This window comes from Nocardiopsis protaetiae (assembly GCF_045446735.1).
Classification (GTDB): domain Bacteria; phylum Actinomycetota; class Actinomycetes; order Streptosporangiales; family Streptosporangiaceae; genus Nocardiopsis; species Nocardiopsis protaetiae.
The window spans coordinates 39,968-52,940 of the sequence record NZ_JBJJBV010000031.1; the positions used below are offsets into that span (position 1 = coordinate 39,968).

Genomic DNA, 12,973 nt, shown 5'->3' on the forward strand with positions numbered 1-12,973 from the left:
TCACTCCTCGCCGGTGCCCCCGCCGATGTTCTTCAGCCACGGGCCGTCCGCCGTCAGCCAGTGCGGGACGAGGCTGAGGGCGAAGGGGAAGTCGGTGGCGAACACGTCCTCCCCGTGCGCCTGGACGACCTCCCGGTACTGGCCGCCCTCCAAACGCAGCTCCACCAGGCCGACCTTGTCGGCCAGCGGGTTGATCACCCAGTACGCGGGGACGCCGAAGGCGGCGTACTCGATGCGCTTGGTGTGGTTGTCGCGGAGGACGCTGTCGGGGGAGACGACCTCCACCGCCAGGAGCGGCGGGACCGAGAAGTAGCCGCTCTCGGGGAGGGGGACGTCGAACACGGCCAGGTCGGGAAGACGGTGCCGTGTCCGGTCTCCGTTGAGATCGATGCCCGGTGACTCGTGGATCTCGAACTCGCCGCCAGAAGAAAGGCCCAGGTGGAACCCCAGGCGATACGAGGCGCGGGTGTGCAGCGGTTTGGGCGCGGGGGACACGTCAAGCCGCCCGTCGGCCAGTTCGTACCGCCGCCCGTCGTCCGGGAAGTGTTCCAGGTCGTCCGTGGTCAGGAGCCGTTCCGGGGTGTCCTGCTGCCTGGTGGTCATGACAGACATACTGCCTCCTCGTGCTCATGACGGCCAGTATTGCGGCGGGTACAGGGCTCCGATGGGAGAATCCGAGAAATCGGCTTTACGGTTCGGCCCCTTATCGCCGATCGGGATCCGAATAAAAGGGCGGGAGTGCGGAGAAGGAGGTGCCGGGTCCCGGTTCGGGGTGGAAACGCGCAGATCCCGGGATCCCGGGAACAGGCCCGGCGACGTCGTTACGCTGCGGAGCTTTGACGGCCATCGCCAAGGAGACACCGTGACCGCTCTGTCGGGTGCGACCATCGACCACCTCGGTTTCCACGTCGCGGACGCGGACAAGGCCGCGCACCGCATGCGCGAGGACTACGGAACGGCGGTGCTCGCCGAGGGCTCCCGCGCCGTCGGCGAGCGCTCGGTCCTGGTCGGCACCGGGACCATCCGGATGCTGTTCACCCAGCCCCTCGCCGACGACCACCCCGCCGCCCGCTACGTGCGCGAACACGGCGACGGTGTCGCCGACGTCGCCCTGCGCGTCGCCGACGCCCGCGCCGCCCACGACCTGGCGGTCTCCCGGGGCGCCCGCTCCCTGGCCGCGCCCGCCGAGATCGACGGCGTGGCCACCGCCACCGTCTCCGGGTTCGGCGACGTCGCCCACACCTTCGTACAGCGCGCGCCCGGCCGGGACCTGCTGCCCGGCCTGGACCCCGTCGCGGGCGTCCCCGCCGACCTGGGCCTGGCGGCCGTCGACCACCTCGCCGTCTGCCTGCCCCCAGGCGAACTCGCCCCCACCGTTGCCTACTACCGCGACGTCCTGGGCTTCTCCACGATCTTCCAGGAGCGCATCTCGGTCGGCCGCCAGGCCATGACCTCGAACATCGTCCGCTCCGACGGCGGCGACGCCACCCTCACCCTCATCGAGCCCGACCCCGACCTCGAACCCGGCCACATCGACGGCTTCCTGCGCGACCACCGGGGCCCCGGCGTGCAGCACATCGCCCTGAGCACCGCCGACATCACCGGCACCGTCGGCCTGCTGCGCGAGCGCGGCGTCGCCTTCCTGTCCGCCCCCGACACCTACTATCGGCTGCTCACCGAACGCCTCGACCCGCGCCGCCACCCCGTGGAGCGGCTGCGCGAACTGGCGGTCCTGGTGGACGAGGACCACGACGGGCAGCTCTTCCAGATCTTCGCCCGCTCCACCCACCCGCGGGGCACCGTCTTCTTCGAGGTCATCGAACGCCTGGGCGCCACCACCTTCGGCAGCGGCAACATCCGCGCCCTGTACGAGGCGGTCGAGCGCGAACGCGAGGACTGACCGGCGGCTCCCCGGCGCCCCGTCCCGTCCCCCGCACCCCCGGGCCCTGGTGTCCCCGCTTTCGACGGGGTAGGAAGGGGGCTACACGGGTCGGGAAGGGGCACCGATATGGGCTGGTCACACGAGAGCATGATGGATCGCCTCCGGCCGCGGCTGGACTTCGCCCGGTTCGACCGCCTGCGCTCCTACGGCTCCGAACACGAGGTGAAGGCGGGCGACGTCCTCACCCGGGCGGGCGGCTTCGAACGCGACCTCGTCGTCCTGGACGAGGCGCACGTCGAGGTCGTCCGGGAGGCCTCCTTCGACCGCCCCGAGGAGGTGTACATGTCGCTGGGACCGGGCGACTTCCTCGGCGAGGTCAACCTCCTCAGCGACCAGATGGCCTACGTGACGGTCCGGGTGGTGGCCCCGGGGCGGATCCACCGGCTGTCCAGAACCCAGTTCCGCACGATGATGGCGGAGGAGGTCGAGCTCTCCGACACCGTCCTGGAGGCCCTCCTGGTCCGCCGCGAGTACCTGCGCGAGGTGGTCCGCCCGGTCGACGTCGTCGGCCTGTCCACCTCCGCGGCCACCCTGGCCCTGCGCACCTACGCCGCCCGGGTCCGGCTGCCCTACCTCTGGCACGACGCGGACTCGGCGACCGGCCGGGCGCTGCTGGAGGCCGCCGAGCTGACCGGCGACGACCTGCCCGCCGTCCTGATCGGCCGGGAGGCCGTCCGCAACACCACGCCCGGCCTCCTGGCCCAGCGCATCGGCAAGGCGTACCGGCCCAGCTGCCGCGACGTCGACCTGATCGTGGTCGGCTCGGGCCCGGCCGGGCTGGCGGCCGGCCTGTACGGGGCCTCCGAGGGCCTGAACACCGTGGTCCTGGACGCCCTGGGCACCGGCGGCCAGGCCGCCTCCAGCTCCCGGATCGAGAACTACCCGGGCTTCCCGCACGGCATCTCGGGGGAGGAGCTGACCCGTCTGGCGGCGATCCAGGCGCTCAAGTTCGGCGCCGAGATGTACATGCCCTGCCACGTGACCCGGCTGGACACCACCGGCCCCGACCCGGTGCTGTACCTCGCCGACGGCAGCCGCATCGACACCAAGGCGGTGGTGGTGGCCTCCGGCGCCCGGTACCGGACCCTGCCGCTGGAGCGCTGGGCCGACTTCGAGGAGTCGGGGTGCATCTTCTACGCCGCCACCGAGCTGGAGGTGCGCACCTGCTCCCAGCACCCGGTGACCGTGGTGGGCGGGGCGAACTCGGCGGGGCAGGCCGCCCTGTTCCTGGCCGGCCGGGGCAGCCGCGTCGACCTGGTGGTCCGCGGCGACGACCTGTCCGCCAAGATGTCCGACTACCTGGTGGCGCGGCTGCACGACCACCCGGACATCACCGTGCACACGAACACCGAGATCACCGGGCTGGAGGGGGACACCCACCTGCGCGAGGTGGTGCTCACCGACCGCCGGACCGGGGCGGGCGAGGTGCGTCCGACCAGCGGCCTGTTCTGCTTCATCGGGGCGAGCCCCGCCACCGAGTGGCTGGACGGGGTCACCCGGGACCGCAGCGGGTTCGTGTGCACCGACACCGCGCTGGTGGAGCTGGGGCTGGAACCGCGCTGGGACGACCTGGGGCGCGGACCGCTGCCGTTCGAGACCAGCGCACCCTCGGTGTTCGCGGTGGGGGACACCCGCACCGGGTCGATCAAGCGGGTGGCGGCGGCCATGGGGGAGGGGGCCAGCGCCATCGCGTCGGTGCACACGGCCATCGCCGACCGGCGGGGCCGGTCGGCGTAGCGGCGGCCCGGCGCGGCTTCCCTCCGCACCGACCCGCGGTGATACGCGCGTCCTCAGAAATCGCCCTCCGCGACCTGGAGAACGGTCAGCCCCAGCTCGCGCCACATCCGGACCACCTTGTCCCGGTCGTCCAGGACGCACAGCACGTCCGTGCGGTCGCGCACGTGCTTCTCGTACAGCTCGCGCTTGACGGTGTCATCGGAGCGGAAGTCGCCTTTCCTGCGCATGTGCAGGTCGCCCCGCACCCCGACGTGTTCCTCCAGCCACCGCAGGGTGCCCCGGCGGCACTCGTCGCTGCGCCCGGACATGTAGACGACGTCGAGCCCGGTCAGCGCGAGCCGCTGCACGACCTGGATGACGGGCAGGTTGGGAAGGTCCTCGCCCACCCGGTGCCACTCGAAGGGCCCGCGCGCGTGCTCGCCCACGCGCAGCGCGAGGGTGCCGTCGATGTCCACGAGGATGCTCTGTCGTTCCTTGGCCACGGTGTCCTGTCCGTCGGGGGAGGTGCGGGGGTCCCCGGATCATAGACGCCCCTCCCGACATCCGCCCACCGCCGGTCGGGTGTGGAGAATGCGTGCATGGCCCTCGATGGACAGAGCACGCGGGAGCTGCTGCGTGAACTCGACGACCCCGAGCACGTGGAGTTCCCCCGGGACTACGACGCCCAGGCCACCCGGGCGCGGTTCGAGCGGCTCGCCGCACGGCTGGCGGAGCGGTTCGGCTGCACCTGTGCCGTCGACCGGTACGTCCAGGACGCGAGCCACCACGGGCGGATCGGGATCCCGGCGCGGGTCACCGAGAGCGGCGAACGACTCACGGTGACCGTCAGCGATTTCGGTGGCATGGCCGTGCTGACCCTGGGGAATCCGGGGGCGTACGACGCCGGGGAGGAACCGGGGAGGAACAGGTGCTCCTCGACGCCGCCGACCGGCTCCGCGTCGAGTTCGAGCTGGAGGCCCCCGGCTACGTGGTGTTTCCGAGCACCTGCTGTGGACCGAATACGACGGTGCGGCACGGTCACTCTTCCGTTCCCCGTCCGAGCATTCACCCACCTGGTGGCACCGCTTCTTCGACTACCTCTGCCCCAGCCCCCCGGAAGGCCTGGCGCGGGCGCGCCGCGGCGGCGTCCGCTAGGCGGTGGGGGCGTCGTGGGCGGCGCGGTTGTCGAGGACTTCGCCCATGTGCGCCTCGGCCCAGCCCTTGAGGCCGCGCACCTGGTGGTACAGCGACAGGCCGAGTCCGGTGAGCTCGTAGGAGACGGTCACGGGCACGGTGGCGGTCGCGGTGCGGGTGATGAGGCCGTCGCGCTCCAGCGAACGCAGCGTCTGGGTGAGCATCTTCTGGCTGACGCCCGCGAGGGTCCGGGCCAGCTCCGAGAAGCGCATCGCCCGCGGCCCACCGGCCCCGTCGGCGGTACGGCCGCCAGCGCGGTCACCGGTGTGCCCGGCCGCCCCACCGCCGAGCGCGCACAGGATCAGGGTGACCCACTTGTCGGAGATCCGGTCGAGCAGCTTCCGGCTCGGGCACACGTCCAGGAACGCGTCGTACTCGATCTTCGCCTGGGCCTTCTTCTCAGCCGCGGTCGTCGTTCCCATCGCCTGCTCCTGTCACCTGAGGGTCACCAGGGCACTCTGAAGTGCCTACTTCCCGCCGGGAAGTTGCATGCCCATTATGAAGAAGGGCTCCACAAGGAACCACCCCTCGGACCGACACGAAAGACATGGGCATGAGCGCGTACCCTCCTCCGCTTCCCGGCGGCACCTGGACCCTGGGCGATCTGACCGTCACCCGATTCGGCTACGGCGCGATGCGGCTCGCGGGTCCGTGGGTCATGGGGCCGCCCGCCGACCACGACGGGGCGATCGCCGTCCTGCGCGAGGCCGTCGACCTCGGGATCACCCACATCGACACCAGCGACGCCTACGGGCCGCACATCACCAACCGGCTGATCCGCGAGGCGCTGCACCCCTACCCGGAGGGTCTGCACGTGGTGACGAAGGTCGGTGCGCGGCGGGACGCGCAGGGCGGGTGGCCCACGGCGCGGCGGCCGGAGCAGCTGCGGCGCCAGGTCGAGGAGAACCTGGAGTCCCTCGGGGTCGAGACGCTGGACCTGGTGAACCTCCGCCTCGGCGACGCCGAGGGGCCGCAGGCGGGGTCGATCGCCGAGGCGTTCGAGGCGCTGGTCGATCTCCAGAAGCAGGGCGTCGTCCGCCACCTCGGCGTGAGCAACGCGACCGCCGAACAGGTCACCGAGGCCCAGGGCATCGCGCCGATCGTGTGCGTGCAGAACATGTACAACCTCGCCCACCGCGGCGACGACGAACTGATCGACCGGCTCGCCGCCGAGGGCGTCGCCTACGTGCCGTTCTTCCCGCTCGGTGGGTTCAGCCCGTTGCAGTCGTCGGTGCTCTCCGCCGTCGCCGCCCGGCTGGGGGCGGCGCCCATGTCGGTCGCCCTGTCGTGGCTGCTGCACAGGTCCCCGAACATCCTGCTGATCCCCGGAACCTCGTCGGTCGCTCACCTGCGCGAGAACGCCGCCGGGGCCGGGCTCCCGCTGTCCGACGAGGATCTCGCCGAACTGGACGGGATCGGCCGCGGGTGACGCCACCCGCGGCCGGCCGCCGTGATGCGCCCGGTCAGGACCGGCACGGCGGCCGCCGCCACCAGAACGCCCAGCCCGACGAGGCCGCCCATGCCGCCGGGGTACAGCGAAGCTCGCGCAGGCCGGAGAAATTCACCAGGTCGAGCCGGACGGCCCTCACCAGGGCGGCGACCAGGGTGGCCACGAGGCCCAGCAGCGCAAGCAGCACGAAGGCGAGCAGGGAGTAGCCGCCGAGGCGGCGTAGGGGGCGCAGTGGGATGAGCCCGAGGGCGCGAGCGAAGCGGCGCGGACGCCACAGCAGAAGGGTGACGGCGATGGCCACGACGCCGGAGGTGAACATGTACACCGTGGCTGCCAGGCCGTAGGAGGGGTCGTCCGGCCCGTTCCCGCTGAGCAGGATCGGGACGTGGACCGCCCAGGCCAGGGCGAAGGCGGCGAGGACGAAAGCACTGATCTCGCGGACGGGGATGGCCGCGCCGGGGGCGCCGCCGTGGTTCCGAGGCTGGGTCGCCGGGGGTGAGGTCATGCCGCCAACGCTAGGAAGGCGGGGGTGGCCGCACCAGGCGGCGACCGTCCGACCTCTCCTGAGACGGACCGCACCCGCGCCGATGGAACAGACCGCAGGCACACCGGTAACGGCTCGTCCGCCGAACACCGCCGGAGCCTTCGGCCCCAGGCTCGGGCCCAGGGACCACTCCATCCCCGCCTGCGCGGGGCTGACGGTGCCGACGGCCGCAGCGCTGGCGAGGTGACGGGTCCATCCCCGCGTGAGCGGGGGCCTGGACAGCTTGCGGTCGTCCCAGAACTCCGGCGGTCCATCCCCGCCTGCGCGGGGGTAACGCCCGCTGGGTGCGTGATGTGCTGTTCACCAACGGTCCATCCCCGCCTACGCGGGGGTGACGGCAGCACTACTCCCCGTGCTCCCGGAACTCCGGCCCATCCCCGCCTGCACGGGGTGACGCTTAATGACCTGCACTAACGCGGGGCGTTGTCTTCGCGTTATGCAGTCTGTCGAGGTGAGCAGATGCAGCCGGGACCACTGTGGCATGCGGGTGCGGCGGTGCTCAAGAAGGACGGCTGAACCAACGGGGTGAAGTCCGCTGGCGGCGGACCTCACCCCACTGGATGCGGGTCACGGGTGAGGGCGGGGCTCGGCGGGCCGAACGGTGGCGTGCTGACGCAGACGGTCCTCCAACTGGTCCGGGGTGGGTTCGACGTGGGTGCGCCACGGGGCGGCGGGGTCGCGGTGGACCGCGACCCAGAGCGCGCCGGTCCAGGCGATGCGGTGAGTGGTCCCCCAGGTATCGCGCAGGTGGGCGAGTACGGTTTCCGGGGGCTGCCAGGTCCAGCCGGTGGGGTCTTCGTGGTCGCCCGGGTGGTCGGCGTCGAGGACGCAGGTGCGGCGGGAGCCGTTGCGGTTGAGTGCGGCCTGCCCGCACAGCGGCGGGATCATCGGGGGCTCCCCGGGTGCCGGGGCGACGGGGGCCGGTGGGTGTAGGAGGTGGCCGGGTGGGCCTCCATGGCCGTGTCGAGGAGGTCGAGGGCCGTGGTCGGGTCGCCGGTGGTGCGGACGTGCTCGACCGCCGCGCAGATGGCGGCGATGCGGTGTCCGAGGAGGGTGGAGCGGGTGATTTCGTCGTCCGGGGTGGCGGCGGGCGGCAGGGCCAGGGTGTCGCCGATGGCCTCGAACAGGTCCGCGATGCTGATGTCGCCGACGAGCATCACCTCACCCCCTTCGCGAGGTAGGAGCGGATCGCCAGGGCAAGCGGCGCCAGGTCCCCGGCCGGGTGGGAGACATAGGCACGAACGCGGGAGGCGCAGCGCCGGATCCGGGGCCACCGCCGGGGTTGGCGGGCCGGGGCGGGAGCGGGAGGCGGCGCGGTGATAGCGAACGGTCGTTCGGTATCGGTGGTGGCTGTGATCCGGGCCAGAGCATCGGCCGAGGCCACTGCCGGGGCGGGGTGGTTGTAGCCCGCCAGGGTCAGGCGGACCGGGGCCTCGGGGCGGTGGTGGCGGCCCCGCCCCGGGAGCAGGTGGAGGGGTTCACCGCCGACGAGGGGCCGGGTCCACCTCGCGAGGTCGGGCCGCAGCGGGATGACCCGGCCGAGGGTCAGACCACCCGCCCCGGCCGGCCGGGGCGCGGGCCGCGCCGGGGAGAACTCAGGGGACAGCAGGTCCCCGACCGCACTGCTCATGCGGTTCAGGGAGAAGTCCCCGGCGATCCGCCTCACCTCGGTCAGCTCCGCCGCTCGCAGGTGCCGCACCTCCTGTTGCGGTCGCCCCCTGACCAAGGCCGATGTGTTGTGCACGCTCCCTGGAGGGGCGTGTTCTCCGGCGATACACTGCATTCCGTCTCTCCTCGATGGGTCTAGTCGATCTGAGTGGGGACACCCGCCCTGGGGCCGCCGTCAACCGGCTCCAGGGCACTTCTGTGCGTGTGGTGGGGGCCTACGCCCCCGGTGGCTACGAGAAAGCGCCGATCGCGACCTCCCTCACTTCGGCCGGCCCCTGCCGCCGCCGTCCGTAGGCGATGGCCTTCGTCAGCAGCACCAGGTGGCGACCCGTCGCCGGGTGCAGGAACAGGCTCGTCCCCGTGAACCCTTGGTGGTGGACCACACCCGAGGCCGGGTTCACCGACCACCCGAGCCCCCGGTGGGTGTCCTCGTCCACGCGCACCGACGGTCGCCACGACTCGCTCACGTAACCCTCCGGCTCCTCCGAACCCTCTGCCTCGCGCAGGATCGCGCCCGCGTAGTCGGACAGCCCTTCCGCCGTGGCGAACACACCCGCGTGCCCGGCCACACCGCCCAGGAGCGCGGCGTTCTCGTCGTGGACCGTGCCGTGGATCGGATGGGCCCCGGTGAGCCGCCGCTCGGTCGCGGCCACCGGTCCGTAACCGATACCTCGAACACTGAGGCCGCCCATGTACGCGTGGAGCATGACGCCGAGGCCGATACCGTGCAGCCGTTCCAGGAGCAGGCCCGCCAGGATGAATCCGCGGTTGACGTATCGGTGCCGCCCCGGCTCGTCCAGCGGTTCGGCGAGGACGGCCGCGACGATGTCCCGTTCGTCCCCGACGTACCGGTCCAGACGGCTGGCGGGCATCAGCCCCGACGTGTGGGTGAGGATCTGCCGGAAGGTGACCCCCAGCCCGGGGTGGGAGCGTGGGTCCAGGCCGTCGACGTACTTGGACAGGGGCGCGTCGAGGTCGACCGTTCCGACCGCCACGGAGGAGCCGATACGGCTTCCCGGGCCGATGACGCTGTGGTCGCGGACCAGGCCTCGGCCGATATAGGCACCGGAGCAGATCAGGGCGGGGCCGATGACGATCGCGCCCGCGTCCACCACGGCACCGGCCTCGACGATGACCGTGCCTTCGATCTCCGCTCGGGGGTGGACGGTGCCCGCCAGGGAGCGGTGCGCGGCGCCGAACCGGTCGCGCACCCGGGCCTTGACGTCGAACACGTCCTCAGGGAGGGGGAAGGGCAAGGGGAGTCCGGTGGTGTCGCAGTAGTAGTCGAGGCGGAGGAAATGCGAGTTCGGGGGCATTGCCGCTCCTAGGGGTAGAGCGTCTTACCTGGTCGTGGGCGATGAAGCGGCGACCCTTCGCTGCTTCACCCGTTGGTGCTGGTCGCTTCGGGGGCGTGTGTGACCGGTGCTTCTGATCTGCGCATGAGGTTTTCTCGTTCCCTGACCACAGGGCGACTCATGCGCGTACGGTTCTGAGTAGAGCGAGATTTCATGTGATCGCACTGAGTGACGACGCGATCTCATGACAACATGCTGATATGAAATCAACAGAAAATCAAGCTGATCCAAGAAGATTTCATTGTCTTGCTCGCTCTAGACTGAGGGCATGCCGACGCACCCCCGTACCGTGTTGAGCCCGACTGTCCGCCTCCGCCGTCTCGCCGCGGAGATGCGGCGTGCACGTCTGAACGCCGGTTACTCCCAGATCGGCGATGCCGCCAAGGACCTGGGGTGGTCCGCACCGAAGCTCAGCCGTATCGAGGACGGCAAGACCCGCTTCATCAAGCCCGACGACATCGACCACCTCTGCGACCTCTACGGGATCAAGGACCCTCAGTCCCGCGAGGCGCTGCATGCGCTCGCCAAGCAGGCCCGGGAGCGGGGCTGGTGGTCGGAGTACAAGGACGTTTTCGGGGACAACGTGCTCCCTGACTTCGAGACGGAAGCGTCCATGATCCGGGCCTATGAAGGGCTGGTCATCCCCGGCCTGCTCCAGACGGCCGAGTACACCGATGCCGTCTTCCGCGGAGGTCAGGCGCACCCCGAAGAGCTTGTGGAGCGCCATGTCTGGGCCCGGATGGAGCGGCAGCAGATCCTCAACAAGCAGAAGCCGCCCCACTTCTCCGTGGTGATCGATGAGGCCGCGCTGCGTCGACGGGTTCTTGCGCCCGGAGTCATGCGAGACCAACTACAGCACCTCGTTAACATGGCCACCAGGCACAACATCGACATACAGGTACTACCGTTCGACGCAGGCCCTCACGCGGCTACAACCGGGCCGTTCGTCATCATGGATTTCCCCGGCGAGAACGATCCCTCGATCGTGTACACCGAGACGGCGACCGGGCATGTGATCAGCGAGGGCGAAGGAGTGGCCCAGTACGTGACCATCTTCGGGCACGTCCAGGCGGCGGCCCTTCGGGCGACGGAGTCGGTTGGCTTCATCAGACAGCTACTGGCCGAGGAAAGTGATACCCGATGAGTGAGACCGAGACACTCCGGTTCCGGAAGAGCAGCTACAGCGGTTCGGGCAACGATTGCGTCGAGGTCGCAGAAGCGCTGTTCCACAAGAGCAGCTACAGCGCCAACAGCGCGAACTGCGTGGAGGTGGCTGAGGGGGTCACCGGAGCCGCTGTGCGGGACTCCAAGCACCCCGACCTGGGATACCTCGGGTTCGCCGCCTCCGAGTGGACCGCCCTCCTCGGCGCGCTCGACTCGAAGTGACCACCGGGAAGCCGCCCCGCCGCAGAAAGTGCGGCGGGGCGGCTTCATGTTCGGGTGCCCGGCCGGGGTCGGAAAGTCAACAGCGTTGACAAACCGTGCGCGGGTGATCACGGAAACGATGCAGAACAGCTGTTCAGGCCACAAATCCATATAGGGCCGGGTATTCGCGGAACCCGGAACCCCGTTCCGGAGTCTGTTCGGGGGCATGTTCCCCGCACACCCAAGGAGTCCGCGATGCGGCAGATCAGAACCGATCGAATCATCACCGGAGCCGTTCTGGGAGCCCTCCCCCTCTTCCTCGCCACCGGCTGCTCCTTCAGCTTCGGCGGCCCCGGCGCCGTCGACGCCGCACAGGTCGCCGAACGCTCCAGCGAGATGCTGGCCGAACAGGTCGGCCAGACCCCCGACGACTTCACCTGCGCCGACGACCTCCCCGCCGAGGTGGGCGCCGAGATCCGCTGTGAGCTCACCAACGGCGGCGAGACCATCGGCGTGACCGTCACCGTGACCTCGGTCGAAGGCGACAACGTCCAGTGGGACGTCGTGGTCGATGACACCGCCGCGGCCGGGGACTCCGCCGCCGACACCGCCGCCGAGGAGCCCGCCGCCGCCCCCGACGCCGGTGGCGGCACCACCGCCACGGCCACCGACGGCACCGTTCCCGCCGACCAGGTCGCCCAGCAGTCGGCCGCCGCCCTGGAGGCCGTCGTCGGCCAGGCCCCCGAGGACTTCACCTGCTCCCAGGGCCTGCCCGCCCAGGTCGGCGCCGAGATCCGGTGCAACCTGGTGGACGGCGGCATGAACTACGGCGTGACCGTCACGGCCACCGCCGTCGACGGCGACAACGTCCAGTGGGACGTCGTGGTCGACGACGCGCCCCTGTAACCCCTGACCCCACTCCCTCCCGGGCCGCGGCGGGGGCGGGACGGCCCCCGCCCGTGCCCGGCCGCAGCGGTCTAGCGTGGGCCCATGCACATGGACCTGGTCACCCTCGTGGTGGACGACTACGACCCGGCGATCGCCTTCTTCACCGACGCCCTCGGCTTCGAACTCACCGAGGACTCCCCCTCCCTCACCAACGACGGCCGACGCAAGCGCTGGGTGGTGGTCCGCCCGCCCGGCGCGGCCACCGGAATCCTCCTCGCCCGCGCCGACGGCGAGCACCAGAGCGCCGCCGTGGGCGACCAGACGGCGGGCCGGGTCGGCTTCTTCCTGCGGGTGGACGACTTCGCCGCCGCCCACACCCGCATGCGGGAGCACGGGGTCCGGTTCGTCACCGAACCCCGCGACGAGCCCTACGGCAAGGTCGCCGTCTTCCTGGACATCGCCGGCAACCGCTGGGACCTCCTGGGCCCACCCTCTGCCTGATCCCGCCCCCGTCTGATTCCGCCGGAACCGCGGTGTTCGTGGGACAGCTGGTCACGGCGGGGATCCCGGTCTTCACGGGGAACCGGCTCCTCGTGGTCCTCGGCCTCCGCGGCCCCCCGGGGCACAGCCGCCGAGGTCCGGTCACCTGAACGGCCCCCGGCTCCCCGGCACCCCGCTCCCGGCCCTCGGCCCCCCGCCCGGCTCCCCGGTACTCGACACCCAGCCTCATCCGCCTCCCCACCCGCCCCCACCCACGCGAACGGCCCCCGGCGGACGGGCCGGGGGCCGTGGGGGTCGACCCCCGGGAGTAAAGGGTCGACCGTGGAGGCCGATCCCGGGGAAGGGGATCG

At 71.2% G+C, this 12,973-nt stretch carries 15 protein-coding genes; 7 read left to right on the forward strand and 8 right to left on the reverse strand.

Going from position 1 to position 12,973, the window contains the following annotated elements; translation table 11 throughout:
- Positions 1–603 carry a Uma2 family endonuclease gene (locus ACJOT3_RS07790; protein ID WP_406970321.1) on the reverse strand — a complete coding sequence of 201 codons (603 nt, stop codon included), beginning with the start codon at positions 601–603 and terminating at the stop codon, positions 1–3.
- Between the two features lie 259 nt (positions 604–862).
- Here ACJOT3_RS07790 and hppD point away from each other — a divergent pair, with 259 nt between their 5' ends.
- Both hppD and ACJOT3_RS07800 read left to right on the forward strand, forming a co-directional pair.
- Entirely contained in the window at positions 863–1,900 is a 1,038-nt protein-coding gene (gene hppD / locus ACJOT3_RS07795; protein WP_406970323.1) for a 4-hydroxyphenylpyruvate dioxygenase, read from the forward strand.
- Between the two features lie 129 nt (positions 1,901–2,029).
- Entirely contained in the window at positions 2,030–3,679 is a 1,650-nt protein-coding gene (locus ACJOT3_RS07800; protein ID WP_406970325.1) for an FAD-dependent oxidoreductase, read from the forward strand.
- A 53-nt stretch (positions 3,680–3,732) separates the two neighbouring features.
- Here the strand turns inward: ACJOT3_RS07800 and ACJOT3_RS07805 are convergent, their stop codons facing one another.
- Complete coding sequence (locus ACJOT3_RS07805) at positions 3,733–4,161, reverse strand: phosphatase domain-containing protein (protein ID WP_406970327.1); 429 nt, start codon at positions 4,159–4,161, stop codon at positions 3,733–3,735.
- A gap of 648 nt (positions 4,162–4,809) precedes the next feature.
- Positions 4,810–5,274, reverse strand: coding sequence for a winged helix-turn-helix transcriptional regulator (locus tag ACJOT3_RS07810; protein ID WP_406970329.1), 465 nt, complete (start codon positions 5,272–5,274; stop codon positions 4,810–4,812).
- A 131-nt stretch (positions 5,275–5,405) separates the two neighbouring features.
- On the opposite strand from ACJOT3_RS07810, the gene ACJOT3_RS07815 reads away from it, so the two are divergent.
- A complete protein-coding gene (locus tag ACJOT3_RS07815) occupies positions 5,406–6,281 on the forward strand; it encodes an aldo/keto reductase family oxidoreductase (RefSeq protein WP_406970331.1) in 876 nt (291 codons plus the stop codon).
- A 34-nt stretch (positions 6,282–6,315) separates the two neighbouring features.
- Here the strand turns inward: ACJOT3_RS07815 and ACJOT3_RS07820 are convergent, their stop codons facing one another.
- The 5 genes from ACJOT3_RS07820 to ACJOT3_RS07840 form a co-directional block, all read right to left on the reverse strand.
- On the reverse strand, positions 6,316–6,807 hold the full coding sequence (locus tag ACJOT3_RS07820) for a hypothetical protein (protein ID WP_406970333.1): 492 nt from the start codon (positions 6,805–6,807) through the stop codon (positions 6,316–6,318).
- Positions 6,808–7,413: 606 nt separating this feature from the next.
- A complete protein-coding gene (locus ACJOT3_RS07825; protein WP_406970335.1) occupies positions 7,414–7,734 on the reverse strand; it encodes a hypothetical protein in 321 nt (106 codons plus the stop codon).
- Positions 7,731–8,003: a hypothetical protein gene (locus ACJOT3_RS07830; protein WP_406970337.1), complete on the reverse strand. Its 273-nt coding sequence runs from the start codon at positions 8,001–8,003 to the stop codon at positions 7,731–7,733. Before ACJOT3_RS07830 ends, ACJOT3_RS07825 begins: the two co-directional genes overlap by 4 nt.
- On the reverse strand, positions 8,003–8,545 hold the full coding sequence (locus tag ACJOT3_RS07835; protein ID WP_406970339.1) for a hypothetical protein: 543 nt from the start codon (positions 8,543–8,545) through the stop codon (positions 8,003–8,005). The genes ACJOT3_RS07830 and ACJOT3_RS07835 overlap by 1 nt, the downstream gene beginning before the upstream one ends.
- A gap of 199 nt (positions 8,546–8,744) precedes the next feature.
- The gene (locus ACJOT3_RS07840) at positions 8,745–9,830 is read right to left on the reverse strand and encodes a serine hydrolase (RefSeq protein WP_406970341.1); all 1,086 of its coding nucleotides are present in this window, start codon (positions 9,828–9,830) and stop codon (positions 8,745–8,747) included.
- Between the two features lie 307 nt (positions 9,831–10,137).
- On the opposite strand from ACJOT3_RS07840, the gene ACJOT3_RS07845 reads away from it, so the two are divergent.
- From ACJOT3_RS07845 to ACJOT3_RS07860, 4 genes are all read left to right on the forward strand, one after another.
- Positions 10,138–11,013 (forward strand): helix-turn-helix domain-containing protein, encoded by an 876-nt coding sequence (locus tag ACJOT3_RS07845; RefSeq protein ID WP_406970343.1) that lies wholly within the window; start codon positions 10,138–10,140, stop codon positions 11,011–11,013.
- Positions 11,010–11,255: a DUF397 domain-containing protein gene (locus ACJOT3_RS07850; protein ID WP_406970345.1), complete on the forward strand. Its 246-nt coding sequence runs from the start codon at positions 11,010–11,012 to the stop codon at positions 11,253–11,255. Before ACJOT3_RS07845 ends, ACJOT3_RS07850 begins: the two co-directional genes overlap by 4 nt.
- Before the next feature lie 234 nt (positions 11,256–11,489).
- Positions 11,490–12,140, forward strand: coding sequence for a DUF4333 domain-containing protein (locus tag ACJOT3_RS07855; RefSeq protein ID WP_406970347.1), 651 nt, complete (start codon positions 11,490–11,492; stop codon positions 12,138–12,140).
- An 84-nt stretch (positions 12,141–12,224) separates the two neighbouring features.
- Entirely contained in the window at positions 12,225–12,623 is a 399-nt protein-coding gene (locus tag ACJOT3_RS07860; RefSeq protein WP_406970349.1) for a VOC family protein, read from the forward strand.
- Positions 12,624–12,973: the final 350 nt, after the last annotated feature.

Excerpts from the sequence above, each read along its gene's own strand:
- ACJOT3_RS07790 (WP_406970321.1), bottom strand. The coding sequence starts at position 603 with ATGACCACCAGGCAGCAGGACACCCCGGAACGGCTCCTGACCACGGAC.
- ACJOT3_RS07800 (WP_406970325.1), top strand. The coding sequence starts at position 2,030 with ATGATGGATCGCCTCCGGCCGCGGCTGGACTTCGCCCGGTTCGACCGC.
- ACJOT3_RS07810 (WP_406970329.1), bottom strand. The coding sequence starts at position 5,274 with ATGGGAACGACGACCGCGGCTGAGAAGAAGGCCCAGGCGAAGATCGAG.
- ACJOT3_RS07815 (WP_406970331.1), top strand. The coding sequence starts at position 5,406 with ATGAGCGCGTACCCTCCTCCGCTTCCCGGCGGCACCTGGACCCTGGGC.
- ACJOT3_RS07820 (WP_406970333.1), bottom strand. The coding sequence starts at position 6,807 with ATGACCTCACCCCCGGCGACCCAGCCTCGGAACCACGGCGGCGCCCCC.
- ACJOT3_RS07825 (WP_406970335.1), bottom strand. The coding sequence starts at position 7,734 with ATGATCCCGCCGCTGTGCGGGCAGGCCGCACTCAACCGCAACGGCTCC.
- ACJOT3_RS07830 (WP_406970337.1), bottom strand. The coding sequence starts at position 8,003 with ATGCTCGTCGGCGACATCAGCATCGCGGACCTGTTCGAGGCCATCGGC.
- ACJOT3_RS07840 (WP_406970341.1), bottom strand. The coding sequence starts at position 9,830 with ATGCCCCCGAACTCGCATTTCCTCCGCCTCGACTACTACTGCGACACC.
- ACJOT3_RS07845 (WP_406970343.1), top strand. The coding sequence starts at position 10,138 with ATGCCGACGCACCCCCGTACCGTGTTGAGCCCGACTGTCCGCCTCCGC.
- ACJOT3_RS07850 (WP_406970345.1), top strand. The coding sequence starts at position 11,010 with ATGAGTGAGACCGAGACACTCCGGTTCCGGAAGAGCAGCTACAGCGGT.
- ACJOT3_RS07855 (WP_406970347.1), top strand. The coding sequence starts at position 11,490 with ATGCGGCAGATCAGAACCGATCGAATCATCACCGGAGCCGTTCTGGGA.
- ACJOT3_RS07860 (WP_406970349.1), top strand. The coding sequence starts at position 12,225 with ATGCACATGGACCTGGTCACCCTCGTGGTGGACGACTACGACCCGGCG.